Genomic DNA, 16,128 nt, shown 5'->3' on the forward strand with positions numbered 1-16,128 from the left:
TTAAAATAAAACCCCCTCATGGCGAGGGGGTTGAGGCATCAGGCTTCTACTGTTCGCATCAGGGTTGCCAGCTCGTCTTTCACGGACTGCACCTGCGGGCCGATGACCACCTGCAAATTATGCTGATTTAACTGTACCACGCCGATAGCACGGTTGGCCTTCAGGGCGTTGGTATCCACTTTCGACATATCCGCCACCGACAGGCGCAGGCGGGTAATGCAGTTATCCAGCGAGGTAATGTTATCCGCACCGCCCAGCGCCGCCAGAATGGCAGGGGTGTTATAGCCGGATTTCCCAATCTTACCCGCAACGGCCTGCTCAACGCTGGTGGCCGCGTCGGTATCGCGACCCGGCGTTTTCAGGTTAAAGCGGGTGATGGCGAAGCGGAAGATCCCGTAGTACACCGCGAACCAGATAGCCGCCACCACCGGTACCAGATACCACTTGGTCGACAGGCCGTGCAGGATCCCGAACACCACGAAGTCAATCACGTTGCCGTCGGTATTACCGATGGTCACACCCAGCACCGCCATGGTGGTAAAGCCCAGACCGGTCAGCACGGCGTGAATGAGGTACAGCACCGGCGCCACGAACAGGAACAGGAACTCGATCGGTTCGGTGGTCCCGCCCACCACGCAGGCAATGACGCCGGAGATCAGCAGGCCTTTAATCTTATGACGGTTTTCCGGACGAGCGCAGTGGTACATCGCCAGCGCGGCACCCGGCAGACCGCCGAGGAAGGCCGGCATTTTACCCTGGGAGAGGAAGCGGGTGGCGCTCTCGGAGAAACCGTGGGTGGTCGGGCAGCTCAGCTGCGCCTGGAAGATGGTCAGCGCGCCGCTGACGTCGTGGCCGCAAACGTCCAGCGTGCCGCCCGCTTCAGTGAAGCGGATCAGGGCCACAAGAATATGCTGAAGCCCAAAGGGTAACAGCAGACGTTCGCCGGTACCGAAGATCATTGGGCCAAAATCACCGGCGCTGTTAATGATCCGGCCAATACCGGTAATGCCCATGGCAAAGACCGGCCATATCAGCGGAATGATCAGACCAAACAGCCCCATCACCACGAGGGTAATGATGGGCACAAAGCGGGTACCGCCGAAGAAGGCCAGAGCGTCCGGCAGGCGGATATTGTGAAAACGTTCATGAAGCATCCAGATGATCACGCCCGCGATCACGGCCCCGAGGATCCCGGTATCAATAGACTGAATACCAATCACGCTCTGAATGTTGTTGGCCTTCAGGATTGCCGCGTCGGTGGTCGGCAGGATGCCTTTGGCGGTCAGCCAGAAGTTAACCGCCAGGTTCATCACCGCGTAGCCAACGAAACCGGCAAACGCCGCTACGCCTTTGTTTTCGCGGGCCAGCCCCAGCGGGATGGCGATACAGAACATCACCGGCAGGAAGCTAAAGGCAAAGGAGCCGACCTTGCTCATCCAGATAAAGATCGCCTGCAGCACAGGGTTTCCCAGAACCGGGATCAGGGTAACGACATCGTGGCTGCTGAGCGAGCTGCCGATGCCCAGCATGATCCCGCAGAAGGAGAGCAGAGCCACGGGCAGCATAAAGGTCTTACCCAGTTGCTGGAAAAATTCCCATAGCGAGATTTTTTGTGCTGCTTTCGCCGTCATAAAACGACTCCTTTATTGTTAAAATAAGTTTACCTGCCTCAGTGCTGCGAGAAGATAAAACGTTTTATCAAATTTTAGTGCGCTCTGAATCACATTCTCAGGCTTTGGCAGAGAGTATAAATACAAGGTATTGATAAAACGTTTTACCGATCTCATTATCAGGGAGTCACGCCAACACATGGCTGTAGCGAAAAAGATCACCATCAATGATGTCGCCCTGGCGGCGGGCGTTTCCGTCAGCACGGTTTCACTGGTGCTGAGCGGGAAAGGGCGGATCTCCTCCGCGACGGGTCAGCGCGTCAACGATGCGGTTGAACAGCTGGGATTTGTTCGCAACCGCCAGGCTTCGGCGCTGCGCGGAGGGCAGAGCGGGGTCATTGGCCTGATCGTTCGCGACCTCACCTCGCCGTTCTATGCAGAACTGACGGCGGGGCTGACGGAGGCGCTGGAAGCTCAGGGGCGGATGGTCTTTTTACTGCACGGCGGCCGCGAGGCCGATCAACTGCTCCAGCGGCTCGACATGCTGCTGACGCAGGGGGTGGATGGGGTGATCGTTGCTGGCGCATCCGGGGTAAGCAATGAACTGTGCGAACGGGCGGCGGAGAAAGGCGTGCCGCTGGTGTTTGCCTCCCGCGCCAGCTATCTGGACGAAGCCGACACCCTGCGCCCGGACAACATGCAGGCGGCACAAATGCTGACCGAACATCTTATTCGCCGTGGCCATCAGCGGATTGCCTGGCTGGGGGGGCAAAGTTCGTCCCTGACCCGCGCCGAGCGGGTGGGGGGCTACTGCGCAACGCTGATCAAATACGGCCTGCCGTTCCACAGTGAATGGGTGGTGGAGTGTGGATCCAGCCAGAAGCAGGCGGCGGAGGCGATAAGTACGTTACTGCGCGCCAGCCCCACCATTAGCGCCGTGATCTGCTACAACGACGTGATTGCCATGGGCGCCTGGTTTGGCTTGATCCGGGCCGGACGCCAGAGCGGGGAAGGCGGGGTTGAAACCTTCTTTGGACATCAGGTGGCGCTCGGTGCCTTTGCGGATGTGTCAGAAAACGCGCTGGACGATCTGCCCATCGTCTGGGCGACCACCCCGGCGCGGGAGATGGGCTACACCCTGGCAGACCGCATTATGCAGCGGATTGAGAAATCCGACGTGCAGGCCGGGCACCAGATCGTTTCGGCCCGGTTAGTGACGGTGAAGTAGCATCAGGGTTGTGGCGTGAGTGGATTTTGCGCCAGCCGCGCCTCAAGTGCCTCGACAAACTTACGCACTTTTGCCGGGATCAGCCGCGAGGTCGGGTAAACGGCCCAGACGGCCAGCGCTTCCGGCTCGGCGTCTTCCAGGACTATCCGCTTAAGCCTGCCTTGCGCCAGGGCGGGCCCAACGTACCAGCGGGACAGGTTGGCGATGCCCATTCCTCCCAGGCAGGCCTCAAAGATCGCCTCAATCGAATTCGCCGAAAATCGCCCCGATACCTTTTGTCTGCTCCGCTGTCCGTCCTGCTCAAACGACCAGTGGGTGGTGTCAGAGGTGGTTAAGCAGCTGTGGCCCGCCAGATCGCTGAGCCTGGTCGGATAGCCGTTCGCCGCCAGATAATCGGCACTGGCGCACAGGTCGCGGGGATTATCACACAGGCGATGCGCAACCAGCCGGTTGTCCCGCAGCGGAGCGATACGTAACGCCACGTCGATGCCTTTCCCGACAATATCAACCTGCTCGTCGGTGGCGAGGAGATCGACCTGCAGGGCCGGATGCTGGCGCATAAAGTCGGGCAGCATCGGGGCGATGATCCTGCGACCAAAGGCCGCCGAGGCGGTAATGCGCAGCCGCCCGGACAGATGTGCTCCCTCAGGAAACAGATCGGCAAGGGCATTGGTTTTATCTTCCAGCAGCGCCTGAGCATGCGGCAAAAAGACCTCGCCATCGCTGGTCGGCGACAGGGAGCGCGTGGTGCGGTGCACCAGCCGAACCCCCAGCTCGGCTTCCAGATTATTAAGGCAGCGCGACGCCGCCATGGCGCTCATCGAAAGCCGACGTGCAGCACCCGCCAGGCTACCCGCTTTTATCGCTTCAACGAACACTTCCACATCGTCCAGTCTCATTATCTCGTTTCTCGTTATGCTGGCGTATCAAATTACACATCTACACTAATTATCGTTATAGCGCCATAGTCACTCCACATCCTGATAAACAGTAAATTTGGAGTGACGATGAAAAAGATGACAATGGCTTTAGCGCTCAGCAGCCTGTTTTTAGCGAATGCCGTTTGGGCAGACGCCCCCGCGCAGATCCGCCAGCAGGTGCCGGGTTATTACCGCCTGGCGGTGGGTCAAAATGAGGTGACGGCGCTTTTCGATGGCTATAACGATCTCTCGCCTGCGCTGTTAAAAGGGCTCTCAGCCGACAAAATTCGTGACCTGCTGGCACAGCATAAGATCGATGCCGAGCGCATGCCCACCTCGTTTAACGCTTTTCTGGTCAATACCGGTAAGCATCTGGTGATGATTGACAGCGGGGCGGGCCACTGCGTGCCGCAAACCGCCGGGCAACTGATTCCTAATATGGAGGCCTCTGGCTATCGCCCGGAACAGGTGGATACTATCTTCCTGACCCACCTCCACCTTGATCACGTCTGCGGCCTGAGCGATGCCTCCGGGAAAGCGCTGTTCCCCAATGCCACCGTCTGGGTGCCGCAGGGCGAAGCCGACTTCTGGCTGGATCCGGCGAAAGAGGCCAGCGCGCCGGCCAATGCGAAAGAGTATTTCGCCATCGCCCGGCATGCCCTGGCAGCCTATAAAGCGACCGGACTCCTGAAAACCTTCGTTCCGCCAGCCTCGCCGATCCCTGAAGTCCAGACGGCCTATGCGGTCGGCCATACGCCTGGCAGCACGGTTTATCGTTTTGCCTCGGAAGGGAAGGCTATCAACTTTATCGGGGATTTGATCCACGCGCCTGCCGTGCAGTTCCCGCACCCGGAAGTGTCGATTCGCTTTGACGTGGATGCGAAAAAGGCCACCGCATCCCGTGGGCAGGAATTTAACGCCCTGGCGAAAGACGGCGAGTGGATGGCGGCAGCGCATCTGGCCTTCCCCGGTATTGGGCACATCACGACCGACGCTCAGGGCTACAGCTGGAACCCGGCAATCTACGGTCCGTATCAACGTGCGGCCGATGTGCCACTGCTGAAGTAAGACGAGGAGATGATAATGAAAAGTTACACCGTAACGGCTAATGGTATTCGTCAGTTCGTCATTGAAGCGGGGGAAGGCGCGCCGGTGATCCTCCTGCACGGTTTCCCGGAAACCAACTACGCCTGGCGGTATCAAATTCCCGTCCTGTCCAGGCACTACCGGGTGATTGCCCCGGATTTGCGCGGCTACGGAGAGACCGATAAACCGGCCTCCGGCTACGATAAACGCAACATGGCCCGGGATATCCGGGAGCTGATGCGCGCCCTGGGCCTGAACAAAGTGGTGCTGGTGGGGCACGACCGCGGGGCGCGCGTCGCGACCCGCTTTGCGAAAGACTATCCTGAGCAGGTGGAGCGCCTGGTGGTAATGGATAACGTACCTACGCGCATCGTGGCGCGGGATCTCAACGCCTCCATCGCCCGCGCCTACTGGTTCTTCCTGTTTCATCTGGTGCCCGATCTGCCTGAAGCCCTGATAGCCGGTCGGGAGCATATCTGGCTACGCCATTTCTTCTCGGACTGGACCTTCGATCCCTCGACCATCAGCGGTGAGGCGTTTGATACCTATGTCCGGGCTTATCAGGCCCCTGGTGCCGTGCGCGGGGCGATGGCGGACTATCGCGCCAACGCCGAGGATGTAGAGCAGGATCTGGCCGACGCGGAGGTTAAAATTGCCTGCCCGGTGATGTCGCTGTGGGGCAATGATTTTCACGCCGTCGGTAAACTCTTCGATATGCAGAGCGTCTGGGCGGAGATGGCGGACGATCTCAGGGCTTATGCTATCGAAGAGTGCGGCCATCTGCCGCAGGAGGAACAGCCTGAGAAAGTGAATGCCCTGCTGATGGACTTTCTGGCCGGCTGGAAAGGATGACCGGCAATAAAAAACCCCTCCGAAGAGGGGTTTTGCGGTTTACTGCTGTGGAACCGCAGGCACTGGCGCAGGAGCCGGAACCGCTGGCGCGGCAGGCTCGTCCGGTACGGCGAGATTCAGCGCCGGAACGCCAAACATGCCGACGAACTCTTCCAGCGGCATTTTCTGCCCGTTCAGCGTCACCTGACCGTTACTGTACTGCAGGCTGGTGCTGATGACGTTATCTTCCACGGTGGTGATGCGGAACATCTGACCCATCGCCGCAAGGCCTTTCACCTGCTGGCTGGCCAGCTTGCCGGCATCATCCTCGTTATAGCCTTCCAGCTTCGCAATCTGGGTCATGAACTCGGTCGCCATGTCCATCGGGATGGTCAGCTTGCTCTCCAGCGATTTCACGCTGCGATCCACTTCCTGAGCCAGGGTCTGTGCTTCACCCGTGGCGGTAGCCGGATCCTTAAGGAACAGCGACAGGTTGAAGTTGGTCTCGCCTTTGCTGTTTTTCCAGCTCAGCGGCGCGAGGGTCACCACCGGTTCGCCTTTCAGCAGGATCGGCAGGTTGCTGAAGAAAGCCTCTGTCGCTTTCTGTTGATAGAGCGCCGGATTTTCCATCAGCGCTTTATCTGCCAGCAGGGCCTGGCTCTGGGCGCGATACTGCTGGCTGAACTGATGCCAGGCCTGGCCGTCGATATTGCCGATTTTCAGCGTCAGCTTGCCGGTACCCATATCCTGATTCTGTATTTTCAGGCTCTTCAGGCTGTAATCCACCTGGCTGTTGACGCTCTTGCCGTCTTTCGACAGCTCGGCCTTACCGCTCAGGTCCGTGCCTTCCAGCACCGCCATCTCTTTGCCTTCAATGGCGATAGCCAGCTTATCAAGGGTCACTTTCTGATCGCCGATACGCTCGTCAAAGTCGGTCAGACGGCTGTTGCCATCGGTTTTCAGGTTATTGAAGGTGAGCTGCACTTTCTGGCCGTACTCGTTCACCGCATTCACCAGACCGCTTGCCGCTTCACCTTTCAGCGAGAAGCTGTTGCCGTCGCGATCGGCATCGAGCTGGAAATTGCCGCCGCTGAAGGCCACTTTCTCGTCGCCATTCTCGTAATTCAGCGCTTTCAGCGCGAGATCGGTGCGGGTGTCACCGGCATAGCTAATGCGGGTATTGGCCTCAAACGGAGACTCATTCTTCGCCAGATCGAACAGCGGCTTAGAGGCTTCGTTGTTCACCAGCGTCGATTTTACCGAGGCCATGGATGGGATCAGGTTGAAGGTTTTCAGCTGGGCCAGCGGGAAGGGTCCGTGGTCAACCACTTCGTTCAGCACCAGGCTTTGTCCTGGCTGTAGCCATGGATTTTGCGTGCCCGCCACCGGTTTAAGCACCAGCTGCAGATGGCTTTTGAACAGGCCACGCTGGTAATCCTGATAGCTCAGCTCCAGCCCGGCTTCCGGTGCGGTACGCTTAAGCTCGCTATTCGCCTGCACCACCATCTCTGCCAGATGGCCCTCCAGCTGTTTCCCGGTAAACCAGGCCGCACCCGTCCAGACCACCCCTAATGCAACAATAACGCCTGCAGCTATAACCGATTTCTTCATCGTGATTATCCCTAAAATGAAACCGAGCGGTGAAAACCGCCCGGTGAGGTCATAAGATTACCAATAGCTTAGCAATAATTGTTAAAAAATTCAGCCGGTCACTGGAGCTTGTTGAAAACCCGGGCCAGGCGGCCCACGCCGCTGACGCTGACCGGCGAGTCGCTGGCGGCAACAAACGCCGACTCGCCCGGCTTCAGCACCAGACGCTCCTGGCCCTTGCTCAGCACCGCTTCGCCCTCTACGCAGAACAAGATCGCCGCGCTCTGTTGGGCAATCTGCGTGTCGGCGCTGCTGAGGTCGTGCAGCGAGAAGGCAAAATCATCCACCGGGATCGGGAAGTCGAGCTCCGCGCCATTTTTCACCGGCTGGGTTAGCAGCTCAGCGGCCGGTTTGGCGACGAATTTAACGTTAGCCACCAGTTCAGGAATATCAATGTACTTCGGCGTCAGGCCCGCACGCAGCACGTTATCGGAGTTGGCCATCACCTCCAGCGCCACGCCTTTGAGATAGGCGTGCGGGGTTTCAGCGAACAGGAACATCGCTTCACCCGGCTCCAGTTTCACCACGTTCAGCAGCAGCGGGGAGAACAGGCCGCTGTCGTCCGGGTAAAATTCCGAAATCACGCGAATGGTCTGCCACGGCTCACCCTGCTGGCTGTTGAGCGCCGCTTTTAGCACCGCCAGGGCACGGGATTTTTCGTCGCCCTGCATATTGAGCAGGCTGGCGAAGAGGTGGCTCAGGCGATCGGCATCCGGTTTTTCGAGGAAGTGGGCAATGGCGCTGTGCGCCCCGGCCACCGGCTGCAGCAGGGAGACGATTTCAGAGAATTCGCGGAAGGCGTTCATCGCCAGGAACGGCGTAAGGGCGAACACCAGCTCGGGTTTGTGGTTGGGATCTTTATAGTTACGCTCGGCGGCATCCAGCGGAATACCTGCCGCGTTCTCTTTGGCAAAGCCCGCTTCAGAGGCCTGCTTGTTCGGGTGAACCTGAATGGAGAGCGGCTGATCGGCGCACAGCACCTTAAAGAGGAACGGCAGCTCGCCAAAACGATCGGCAACCTTTGTACCCAGCAGCGTGGCTTTATCCGCGTCGATGACCTCACGCAGGGAACGTACCCTGTTGGCGTCGGTAATTTTTGAGCTGCTCTTCGGATGCGCACCCATCCACAGCTCTGCCATCGGCAGGTTGTCGGGGTTGGCGATACCGTAGAGATCCGTTAACGCAGTTTTACTTCCCCAGGCGTAGTTCTGCACTGAGTTAATGAGTTTTTGCATTATCAAGCCCTGTTTCAAATGTGGAATTAACTGCCCGTATTAAAGCAATAAACCGGGCGGAAGTAACCTGCGCTCGGAAAAAGTCGTACTAGTCTCAGTTTTTGTTAAAAAATTGTGTAGGATAGGCTAACTCGCTTTTAAGCCGAGCAGCGGAACATCTGCTCTACATAATCAGACCCAAGCAGTAAGTGAGAGATCAATGTCGAATAAACCCTTCCATTATCAGGATCCTTTCCCGCTGGCCAAGGATCAGACCGAATATTATCTGTTAACCCGCGATCACGTTTCTGTCTCTGAGTTTGAAGGTCAGGAGATCCTCAAAGTCGACCCGCAGGCGCTGACCTTACTGGCGCAACACGCCTTCCACGATGCCTCCTTCATGCTGCGCCCGGCGCACCAGCAGCAGGTAGCCGATATCCTCAGCGACCCGCAGGCCAGTGAAAACGACAAGTACGTGGCGCTACAGTTCCTGCGTAACTCCGATATCGCGGCGAAAGGCATTCTGCCGACCTGTCAGGACACCGGCACCGCCATCATCACCGGCAAAAAAGGCCAGCGCGTCTGGACCGGCGGTGGCGACGAGGCGGCCCTGGCCCACGGCGTGTACAACACCTATATCGAAGATAACCTGCGCTACTCGCAAAACGCCGCGCTGGATATGTACAAAGAGGTGAACACCGGTACCAACCTGCCGGCGCAGATCGACCTCTACAGCGTCGATGGCGACGAATACAAATTCCTCTGCATCGCCAAGGGCGGCGGTTCAGCGAACAAAACCTATCTCTATCAGGAGACCAAAGCGCTTCTCTCTCCGGGCAAGCTGAAGAACTACCTGGTGGAGAAGATGCGCACCCTCGGCACCGCGGCCTGCCCGCCGTACCACATCGCGTTTGTGATTGGCGGCACCTCGGCGGAAAGCACCCTGAAAACCGTCAAGCTGGCGTCGACCAAGTACTACGATGGCCTGCCGACCGAAGGTAACGAACATGGTCAGGCGTTCCGCGACGTCCAGCTGGAGCAGGAGCTGTTGGTGGAAGCGCAGAACCTCGGCCTCGGCGCGCAGTTTGGCGGCAAATACTTCGCCCACGACATCCGCGTGATCCGTTTGCCGCGTCACGGCGCGTCCTGTCCGGTGGGCATGGGCGTCTCCTGCTCGGCGGACCGCAACATCAAGGCCAAGATCAACCGCGACGGTATCTGGATCGAAAAACTGGAAAACAACCCAGGCAAGTACATCCCGGAAGCGCTGCGTAAAGCGGGCGAGGGCGAGGCGGTACGCATCGACCTGAACCGTCCAATGAACGAGATCCTGGCCCAGCTGTCGCAATACCCGGTCTCCACCCGTCTCTCCCTGAACGGCACCATCATCGTGGGCCGCGATATCGCGCACGCCAAGCTGAAAGAGCGTCTGGATAATGGCGAAGGGCTGCCGCAGTACATCAAGGATCACCCGATCTACTACGCCGGCCCGGCGAAAACTCCGGACGGCTATGCCTCCGGCTCATTAGGCCCAACCACCGCAGGGCGTATGGACTCCTACGTGGATCAGCTCCAGGCTAACGGCGGGAGCATGATCATGCTGGCGAAGGGCAACCGCAGCCAGCAGGTGACCGATGCCTGCCACAAGCATGGCGGCTTCTATCTCGGCAGCATCGGCGGCCCGGCAGCGGTACTGGCGCAGGGCAGCATCAAGAGCCTCGAGTGCGTGGAGTACCCGGAGCTGGGCATGGAAGCGATCTGGAAAATTGAAGTGGAAGACTTCCCGGCGTTTATCCTGGTGGATGACAAAGGCAACGACTTCTTCAAACAGATCCAGTCTTCGCAGTGTTCGGCCTGTGTGAAGTAGTTTGAAAACCCTGCCGGGTGGCGCTGCGCTTATCCGGCCTACATGTTCGGTAGGCCGGGTAAGGCGTAGCCGCCACCCGGCACGGCCGGACAACAAAAAGAGCGCACAAAGCGCCATACCCTTTCCCCGTTCTCATCAATACTTGTTTCTTTGAGCTGTGAGCAATCCACTTCAGTGTTATCAAGGAGAAAGTAATGACCACCTCACGCAGTGAGAAAGATTCGATGGGCGCCATCGACGTCCCGCAGGACAAACTCTGGGGCGCGCAAACCCAGCGTTCGCTGGAACATTTCCGTATTTCCACTGAAAAAATGCCGGTCTCGCTGATCCAGGCCCTGGCGCTGACCAAACGTGCTGCCGCCAAAGTGAACCAGGATTTAGGCCTGCTGGCGGCGGAAAAAGCCACCGCCATTATCAGCGCCGCCGATGAAGTGCTGGCGGGCAAGCATCCCGATGAATTCCCCCTCGCCATCTGGCAGACCGGCTCCGGCACCCAGAGCAACATGAACATGAACGAGGTGCTGGCGAACCGCGGCAGCGAGCTGCTCGGCGGCGTGCGCGGCATGGAGCGCAAGATCCACCCCAACGACGACGTCAACAAAAGTCAAAGCTCCAACGACGTCTTCCCGACGGCGATGCACGTGGCGGCACTGATCGCCCTGCGCGAGCAACTTATCCCCCAGTTGAACGTGCTGAAACGCACTCTTGATGCCAAAGCTCACGCCTTTAGCGATATCGTCAAAATTGGCCGTACCCACCTGCAGGATGCCACGCCCCTGACCCTTGGCCAGGAGATCTCCGGCTGGGTGGCGATGCTCGAGCACAACCTGCGCCATATCGACCATAGCCTGCCACACCTGGCGGAGCTGGCGCTGGGCGGCACCGCGGTAGGCACCGGGCTCAATACCCATCCGGAATACGCGGTACGGGTGGCTGAAGAGCTGGCGACCATCACCGGACAGCCGTTTGTCACCGCGCCGAACAAGTTCGAGGCGCTGGCGACCTGTGATGCGCTGGTGCATGCCCACGGGGCGCTGAAAGGGCTGGCGGCCTCGCTGATGAAAATCGCTAACGACGTGCGCTGGCTGGCCTCCGGGCCGCGCTGCGGCATCGGAGAGATCGGCATTCCGGAGAACGAGCCGGGCAGCTCTATCATGCCGGGCAAGGTCAACCCGACCCAGTGTGAAGCCATAACCATGCTCTGCTGTCAGGTGATGGGCAACGACGTGGCGGTGAATATGGGCGGCGCGTCGGGCAACTTTGAGCTGAACGTCTATCGCCCGATGGTGATCCATAACTTCTTGCAGTCGGTGCGTCTGCTGGCGGACGGGATGGAGAGCTTTAACGAGCACTGCGCGGTGGGTATCGAGCCGAACCGCGAGCGCATCAGCCAGCTGCTCAACGAGTCGTTAATGCTGGTGACGGCGCTCAATACCCATATCGGCTACGACAAGGCGGCTGAAATCGCCAAGAAAGCGCACAAGGAGGGGCTGACCCTCAAAACCGCCGCCCTGGCGTTGGGGTATCTCACCGAGGCCGAGTTCGACAGCTGGGTCCGCCCGGAAGAGATGGTCGGCAGCCTGAAATAGCTACTCTGCAACGTACAGGTGCAGCCGCGGGATGATCAATCGCAGCGGCTGTGCCTGCGGCTTATAACGGTGCTGGACATTTTCAGCATCGTAATTCAGCAGTTCGCCAATATCCGGAATCACCGCCCCCCGATCGTCATCATACAAGGCGATCAGCGGCGTCGGGCAGGCGTACTGGACCTGTTTTTGCTGTCCGGCATACCAGACCCGGGCAATAGGCTGCACCTTCACCGGTCGCTTGATCTTCAGCCGCGCCTCCGCCGGCAGGGCATGAATGGCGGTATATTCTGCCTCCAGCCGCTCTACCCACTGATCCCGCGACCAGGGGGCCACGGCGCGCGGGGACTTCAGGCTTTTCTCCAGCATCGCCAGCACCTCATCGCGGGTGAAGTTTTTGATGATGTGCTTATTGGCCCAGCCGAAGCGCAGGGTGGCGGGGTGGTTGATGACCGTTAACGTGCGATAGGCGTTGAGGGTAATCAAACCCGGCAGCTGGTGATGCACCCACTCAAAGCGGGCGGCGGGGGCCAGGCCCGACTCTTCGGTGACGATTTTTTCAAATTCCGCTTTTAAGGCGTTAATGCCCGCGATCTGGTCCGTGAGCTGGATGCGGTTGGCGGCATCGCTCTGGAGGCAGATCACCCCCGGCAGGCGCACGGCGGCCTTGCTGCTGCGGGTTTCGGACTGCTGCTGAATAAACAGGTGGCGATAGTGTTGCAGCGCCATCGTCAGCGCCTCCTGGCCGAGGTGCTGTTTTACCGCGATGGCGTTGAGCGGATCGTGCTCGGCGCCTTTGGCGACGTCCGGCAGGGAGAAGACGCGGCCCGCCAGTAAGCGGCAGCTTTTCAGATCGTCCGTGAGCCGGGCCAGCGCATGCTCCATCTGGCGAAAGGTTGAGTTCAAGCGTTCAATAAGATCGTAAGTTGCCATGGCACACCACATTAGTTACAACATACTCATTATATAGCACAGCACGCCGGGTCAGGCCAGCGTGCGGTTTAGGTCAGTCAGGGATGGGCAGGGCGATATGATGCCAGACGGGCCAGTTAAAGCTGAACCGGGCCCCGCCGAGCTCGCTGGCTTCGCAGCTGACATCGCCCCCCAGCGCCTGGGCAATAGAATAGACGATCGCCAGCCCGAGGCCGCAGCCGCCGGTGGCGCGGTCCCGGCTCGGGTCGAGACGCACAAAGGGCTCAAACACCCGCTGGCGGGCCTCTGGCGCGATACCGGGACCATCATCCTCCACCGCCAGCGTGGCGCGGCTGCCGTTCAGCTGCAAAGAGATACGCAGGGTGTTATCGCTGTAGCGCAGGGCGTTGTTGACCAGGTTATCCAGCACCCGCTCCATCAAACGCATATCCAGCGCGCCATAGTCGCCGTCCATGCTGTCGATCCGCAGCGCGCGCTGCGGGTTGACGCTTTGCACGTCCTCCACGTAGCTGCGCAGCCAGGCGGGCAGGTCCGGGGTGGTGAGCTTGAGCTCGTTCTGGGGACGGTCGAGGCGGGCATAGGTCAGTAGCTCCTCAATCAGCGCCTCAAGTTGACCGATATCGCGGTTCAGGGCCTGCGACTCCGCTGCGGTCAGGTTCTCACTCATCTCCAGCCGGTAGCGCAGCCGCACCAGGGGGGTGCGCAGCTCGTGGGCGATACCGTCGATCAGCTGTTTTTTGCTGGCGATCAGGGCGTTGATGTTGTCCGCCATCTGGTTAAAGGCCACCCCAAGCCGCTCGAAGCTGGACCCGCTGTCGAAGTGGATCCTCTCGGTCAGGTGCCCGTCGCCAAAACGCTGGGCGGCGGCCTCGAGGCGCAGCATGTCCTGCCAGTGGGGGCGCATCCAGATAAACACCGGGAAGGCCAGCGAAATGGCGATAAAGGCCAGCAGGGCGATATCCAGCAGGCGCATCTGGTGCAGGAAGTAGAGGTAGGGCACCGGGCCAACCGCCAGTACATAGTGGCTGCGCGGAATACGCTGGATAAAGGTGTACTGATCGTCCAGCGCGACGATGTCACCGCCGCGAAGTCGCTGCATGGTCGGGGCATCCAGATTGTACTTTTTCAGGGGTTCGATGCGCAGTTTGAATGACAGGTTCAGATCCAGCTCTTTGATGGTCCGCGCCCAGTCGTGAGGGGGGATCTCACGCAGTTCGCTGCGCATCAGATAGAGCGAGCTTTTCATCAAGTCATCCAGCGACTGTCTGCCCGCGCGCTCGGCGGTGAACTTGTAGACCAGCCCGACCAGCATGGTCATCACCAGGAAGCAGACAAACAGCAGGAGGTAAAACTGCACGAACAGTTTTTTCATCGAATATCACCCAAATACCACGCGTTAATGATGCCGCCCGACCAGACGATTCACCTTCTCTGGCGGGACATCGCACACTTTACGCAATGGGCTGCTTCATGGCATAGCGAATATTTAGCGTGTCGCCCTGTTTTATGACGTTCGCTTTAACATGCCAGGCATTTTCGATCAGATCTGAGGTCAGCACGGCTTCAGGTGGCCCGCTCGCTATCACCGATCCGGCTTTCAGCAGGACCAGCCGCTGGCAGTAGTTGGCGGCGAGATTGAGATCGTGCAGCGCCACTACCACCGTAACGGGCAGCTGCGTAATTAAGGTCATCAGTTCCAGCTGATACTCAATATCCAGGTGGTTGGTGGGCTCATCGAGGATCAGCAGTCCCGGCTGTTGGGCCAGGGCGCGGGCGATTTGCGCGCGCTGCCGCTCCCCGCCGGACAGCTGCCGCCACAGCCGGTGGCGCAGGCCGGAGAGTTTCATTAACCGGATCGCGTTCTCAACCGCGCTGTCGTCGGTATCGCTCCAGCCAAAGGGCCCCCTGCGGTGCGGGGTACGCCCCAGACGGACAATTTGTTCAACGCACAGATCGCCGTCGACCTCGGCATGCTGGGGCACAAACGCCAGCTGTTTGGCCCGCTCCCGCAGGGAGATCTCGTTGAGCGGCGTTCCATCCAGCCGGATATGATGGGCATGACGCGGAAATAGCCCGGCCAGACAGCGCAGCAGCGTGGATTTACCGGAACCATTAGGCCCCAACAGGCCGACGACGTCACCCGTCGCCAGCTCCAGATCGATATCGTGCAGCACTTTCCGGGATTGCAGGGAGACCTGCAGTCCGCTTAATGAAATGGTCATACTCTTTTCTCCCGGCTGCGATACAGCAGGACTACAAAAGCAGGTGCGCCTACCAGCGCGGTGACCACGCCGATGGGGAGCACCTGATGCGTAATCAGCGTACGGGAAACCACATCGGCGAGGATCATGAAGTGACTGCCGATCAGGAAGGTCAGAGGAACTGAACGGCTGTGCCCGGGGCCGCACAGCATCCGGGTTATATGGGGGATCACCAGCCCGACAAACCCCACCGCACCAATGATACTGACCATCACCGCGGTCACCAGCGCACAGGTGAGCAGCAATATCATGCGCACGAGGGTGACCGGCACGCCCAGGGTGGTCGAGACGTCATCGCCAAAGGTGAAGGTATCAAGCGTTCGTGAAAAGGCGAAGATCACCATAAACCCGGCCAGCACCACCCCCAGAGCCAGGAGGGCATCCGGCCAGCGAACGCCGCTCAGACTCCCCAGCAGCCAGAACATCACGCTGCGCGACTGCTCCGCATTGGCGGATGTGCTGACAATGTAGGCGGTCATGGCGTTGAACAGCTGGGTACCGGCGATACCCGCCAACAAGATGCGTGGCGGGCTGTCGGTCATGCCATGGGTGATCAGCATGATAAGCCCAAATGCGCAGCAGGCGCCCATAAAGGCACCGCCGCTGATGCCCAGCGTGCTGCCACCCATCCCCAGCAACATGACGCAGACCGCACCCAGCGACGCGCCGGAAGAGATCCCCAGCAGATAGGGCTCGGCCAGCGGATTGCGCAGAATCGCCTGCATCACCAGGCCGCACAGCGCCAGTCCCCCTCCGCTGCAGGCCGCCATCAGGGCCCGGCTCATGCGGTACTGCCAGATAATGCCCTCCTCAACCTGCGGCAGCGGCCAGGCACCCAGCCCGAGGCCGTTGAGAATGGCTTTACCCGCATTCGCATACGAAACTGGCATATCCCCGACGGTGGCGGCAAATACCAGCATTAACGGCAGCGTCAGTAACCCG

Annotated in this window: 13 protein-coding genes; 5 read left to right on the forward strand and 8 right to left on the reverse strand. The window is 59.5% G+C overall.

Annotated elements, in window-relative coordinates; genetic code table 11:
- Positions 1 to 38: 38 nt before the first annotated feature.
- A complete protein-coding gene (gene malX / locus ACP4QI_RS09300) occupies positions 39 to 1,631 on the reverse strand; it encodes a maltose/glucose-specific PTS transporter subunit IIBC (RefSeq protein WP_426494817.1) in 1,593 nt (530 codons plus the stop codon).
- 178 nt (positions 1,632 to 1,809) lie between these two features.
- On the opposite strand from malX, the gene ACP4QI_RS09305 reads away from it, so the two are divergent.
- Positions 1,810 to 2,838, forward strand: coding sequence for a Mal regulon transcriptional regulator MalI (locus tag ACP4QI_RS09305; protein ID WP_426494816.1), 1,029 nt, complete (start codon positions 1,810 to 1,812; stop codon positions 2,836 to 2,838).
- Positions 2,839 to 2,840: 2 nt separating this feature from the next.
- Here ACP4QI_RS09305 and ACP4QI_RS09310 read toward each other — a convergent pair whose 3' ends face one another.
- Positions 2,841 to 3,737, reverse strand: a complete 897-nt coding sequence (locus ACP4QI_RS09310) for a LysR family transcriptional regulator (protein ID WP_426494815.1) — start codon at positions 3,735 to 3,737, stop codon at positions 2,841 to 2,843.
- A 108-nt stretch (positions 3,738 to 3,845) separates the two neighbouring features.
- Here ACP4QI_RS09310 and ACP4QI_RS09315 point away from each other — a divergent pair, with 108 nt between their 5' ends.
- A complete protein-coding gene (locus ACP4QI_RS09315; RefSeq protein WP_426494814.1) occupies positions 3,846 to 4,826 on the forward strand; it encodes an MBL fold metallo-hydrolase in 981 nt (326 codons plus the stop codon).
- 15 nt (positions 4,827 to 4,841) lie between these two features.
- On the forward strand, positions 4,842 to 5,696 hold the full coding sequence (locus ACP4QI_RS09320) for an alpha/beta fold hydrolase (RefSeq protein ID WP_426494813.1): 855 nt from the start codon (positions 4,842 to 4,844) through the stop codon (positions 5,694 to 5,696).
- Positions 5,697 to 5,735: 39 nt separating this feature from the next.
- On the opposite strand, the gene ACP4QI_RS09325 is transcribed toward ACP4QI_RS09320, so the two are convergent.
- Both ACP4QI_RS09325 and manA read right to left on the reverse strand, forming a co-directional pair.
- Complete coding sequence (locus ACP4QI_RS09325) at positions 5,736 to 7,286, reverse strand: YdgA family protein (RefSeq protein ID WP_426494812.1); 1,551 nt, start codon at positions 7,284 to 7,286, stop codon at positions 5,736 to 5,738.
- Between the two features lie 98 nt (positions 7,287 to 7,384).
- Positions 7,385 to 8,560 carry a mannose-6-phosphate isomerase gene (gene manA, locus ACP4QI_RS09330; protein ID WP_426494811.1) on the reverse strand — a complete coding sequence of 392 codons (1,176 nt, stop codon included), beginning with the start codon at positions 8,558 to 8,560 and terminating at the stop codon, positions 7,385 to 7,387.
- A gap of 199 nt (positions 8,561 to 8,759) precedes the next feature.
- Here manA and fumA point away from each other — a divergent pair, with 199 nt between their 5' ends.
- Together fumA and fumC are read left to right on the forward strand one after the other, a co-directional pair.
- Positions 8,760 to 10,406, forward strand: a complete 1,647-nt coding sequence (fumA, locus tag ACP4QI_RS09335) for a class I fumarate hydratase FumA (RefSeq protein ID WP_426494810.1) — start codon at positions 8,760 to 8,762, stop codon at positions 10,404 to 10,406.
- Positions 10,407 to 10,600: 194 nt separating this feature from the next.
- The gene (gene fumC / locus ACP4QI_RS09340) at positions 10,601 to 11,995 is read left to right on the forward strand and encodes a class II fumarate hydratase (RefSeq protein ID WP_426494809.1); all 1,395 of its coding nucleotides are present in this window, start codon (positions 10,601 to 10,603) and stop codon (positions 11,993 to 11,995) included.
- Here the strand turns inward: fumC and tus are convergent, their stop codons facing one another.
- From tus to ACP4QI_RS09360, 4 genes are all read right to left on the reverse strand, one after another.
- Entirely contained in the window at positions 11,996 to 12,925 is a 930-nt protein-coding gene (gene tus / locus ACP4QI_RS09345; protein WP_156263660.1) for a DNA replication terminus site-binding protein, read from the reverse strand. It abuts the gene before it with no gap.
- A gap of 73 nt (positions 12,926 to 12,998) precedes the next feature.
- Positions 12,999 to 14,297, reverse strand: a complete 1,299-nt coding sequence (gene rstB / locus ACP4QI_RS09350) for a two-component system sensor histidine kinase RstB (protein WP_426494808.1) — start codon at positions 14,295 to 14,297, stop codon at positions 12,999 to 13,001.
- A gap of 79 nt (positions 14,298 to 14,376) precedes the next feature.
- The gene (locus ACP4QI_RS09355; RefSeq protein WP_426494807.1) at positions 14,377 to 15,147 is read right to left on the reverse strand and encodes an ABC transporter ATP-binding protein; all 771 of its coding nucleotides are present in this window, start codon (positions 15,145 to 15,147) and stop codon (positions 14,377 to 14,379) included.
- Positions 15,144 to 16,106 carry a FecCD family ABC transporter permease gene (locus ACP4QI_RS09360; RefSeq protein ID WP_426494944.1) on the reverse strand — a complete coding sequence of 321 codons (963 nt, stop codon included), beginning with the start codon at positions 16,104 to 16,106 and terminating at the stop codon, positions 15,144 to 15,146. Before ACP4QI_RS09360 ends, ACP4QI_RS09355 begins: the two co-directional genes overlap by 4 nt.
- Between the last annotated feature and the right edge of the window lie 22 nt (positions 16,107 to 16,128).

This window comes from Leclercia sp. TB492, from assembly GCF_049974505.2.
GTDB lineage: Bacteria > Pseudomonadota > Gammaproteobacteria > Enterobacterales > Enterobacteriaceae > Enterobacter > Enterobacter adecarboxylatus_C.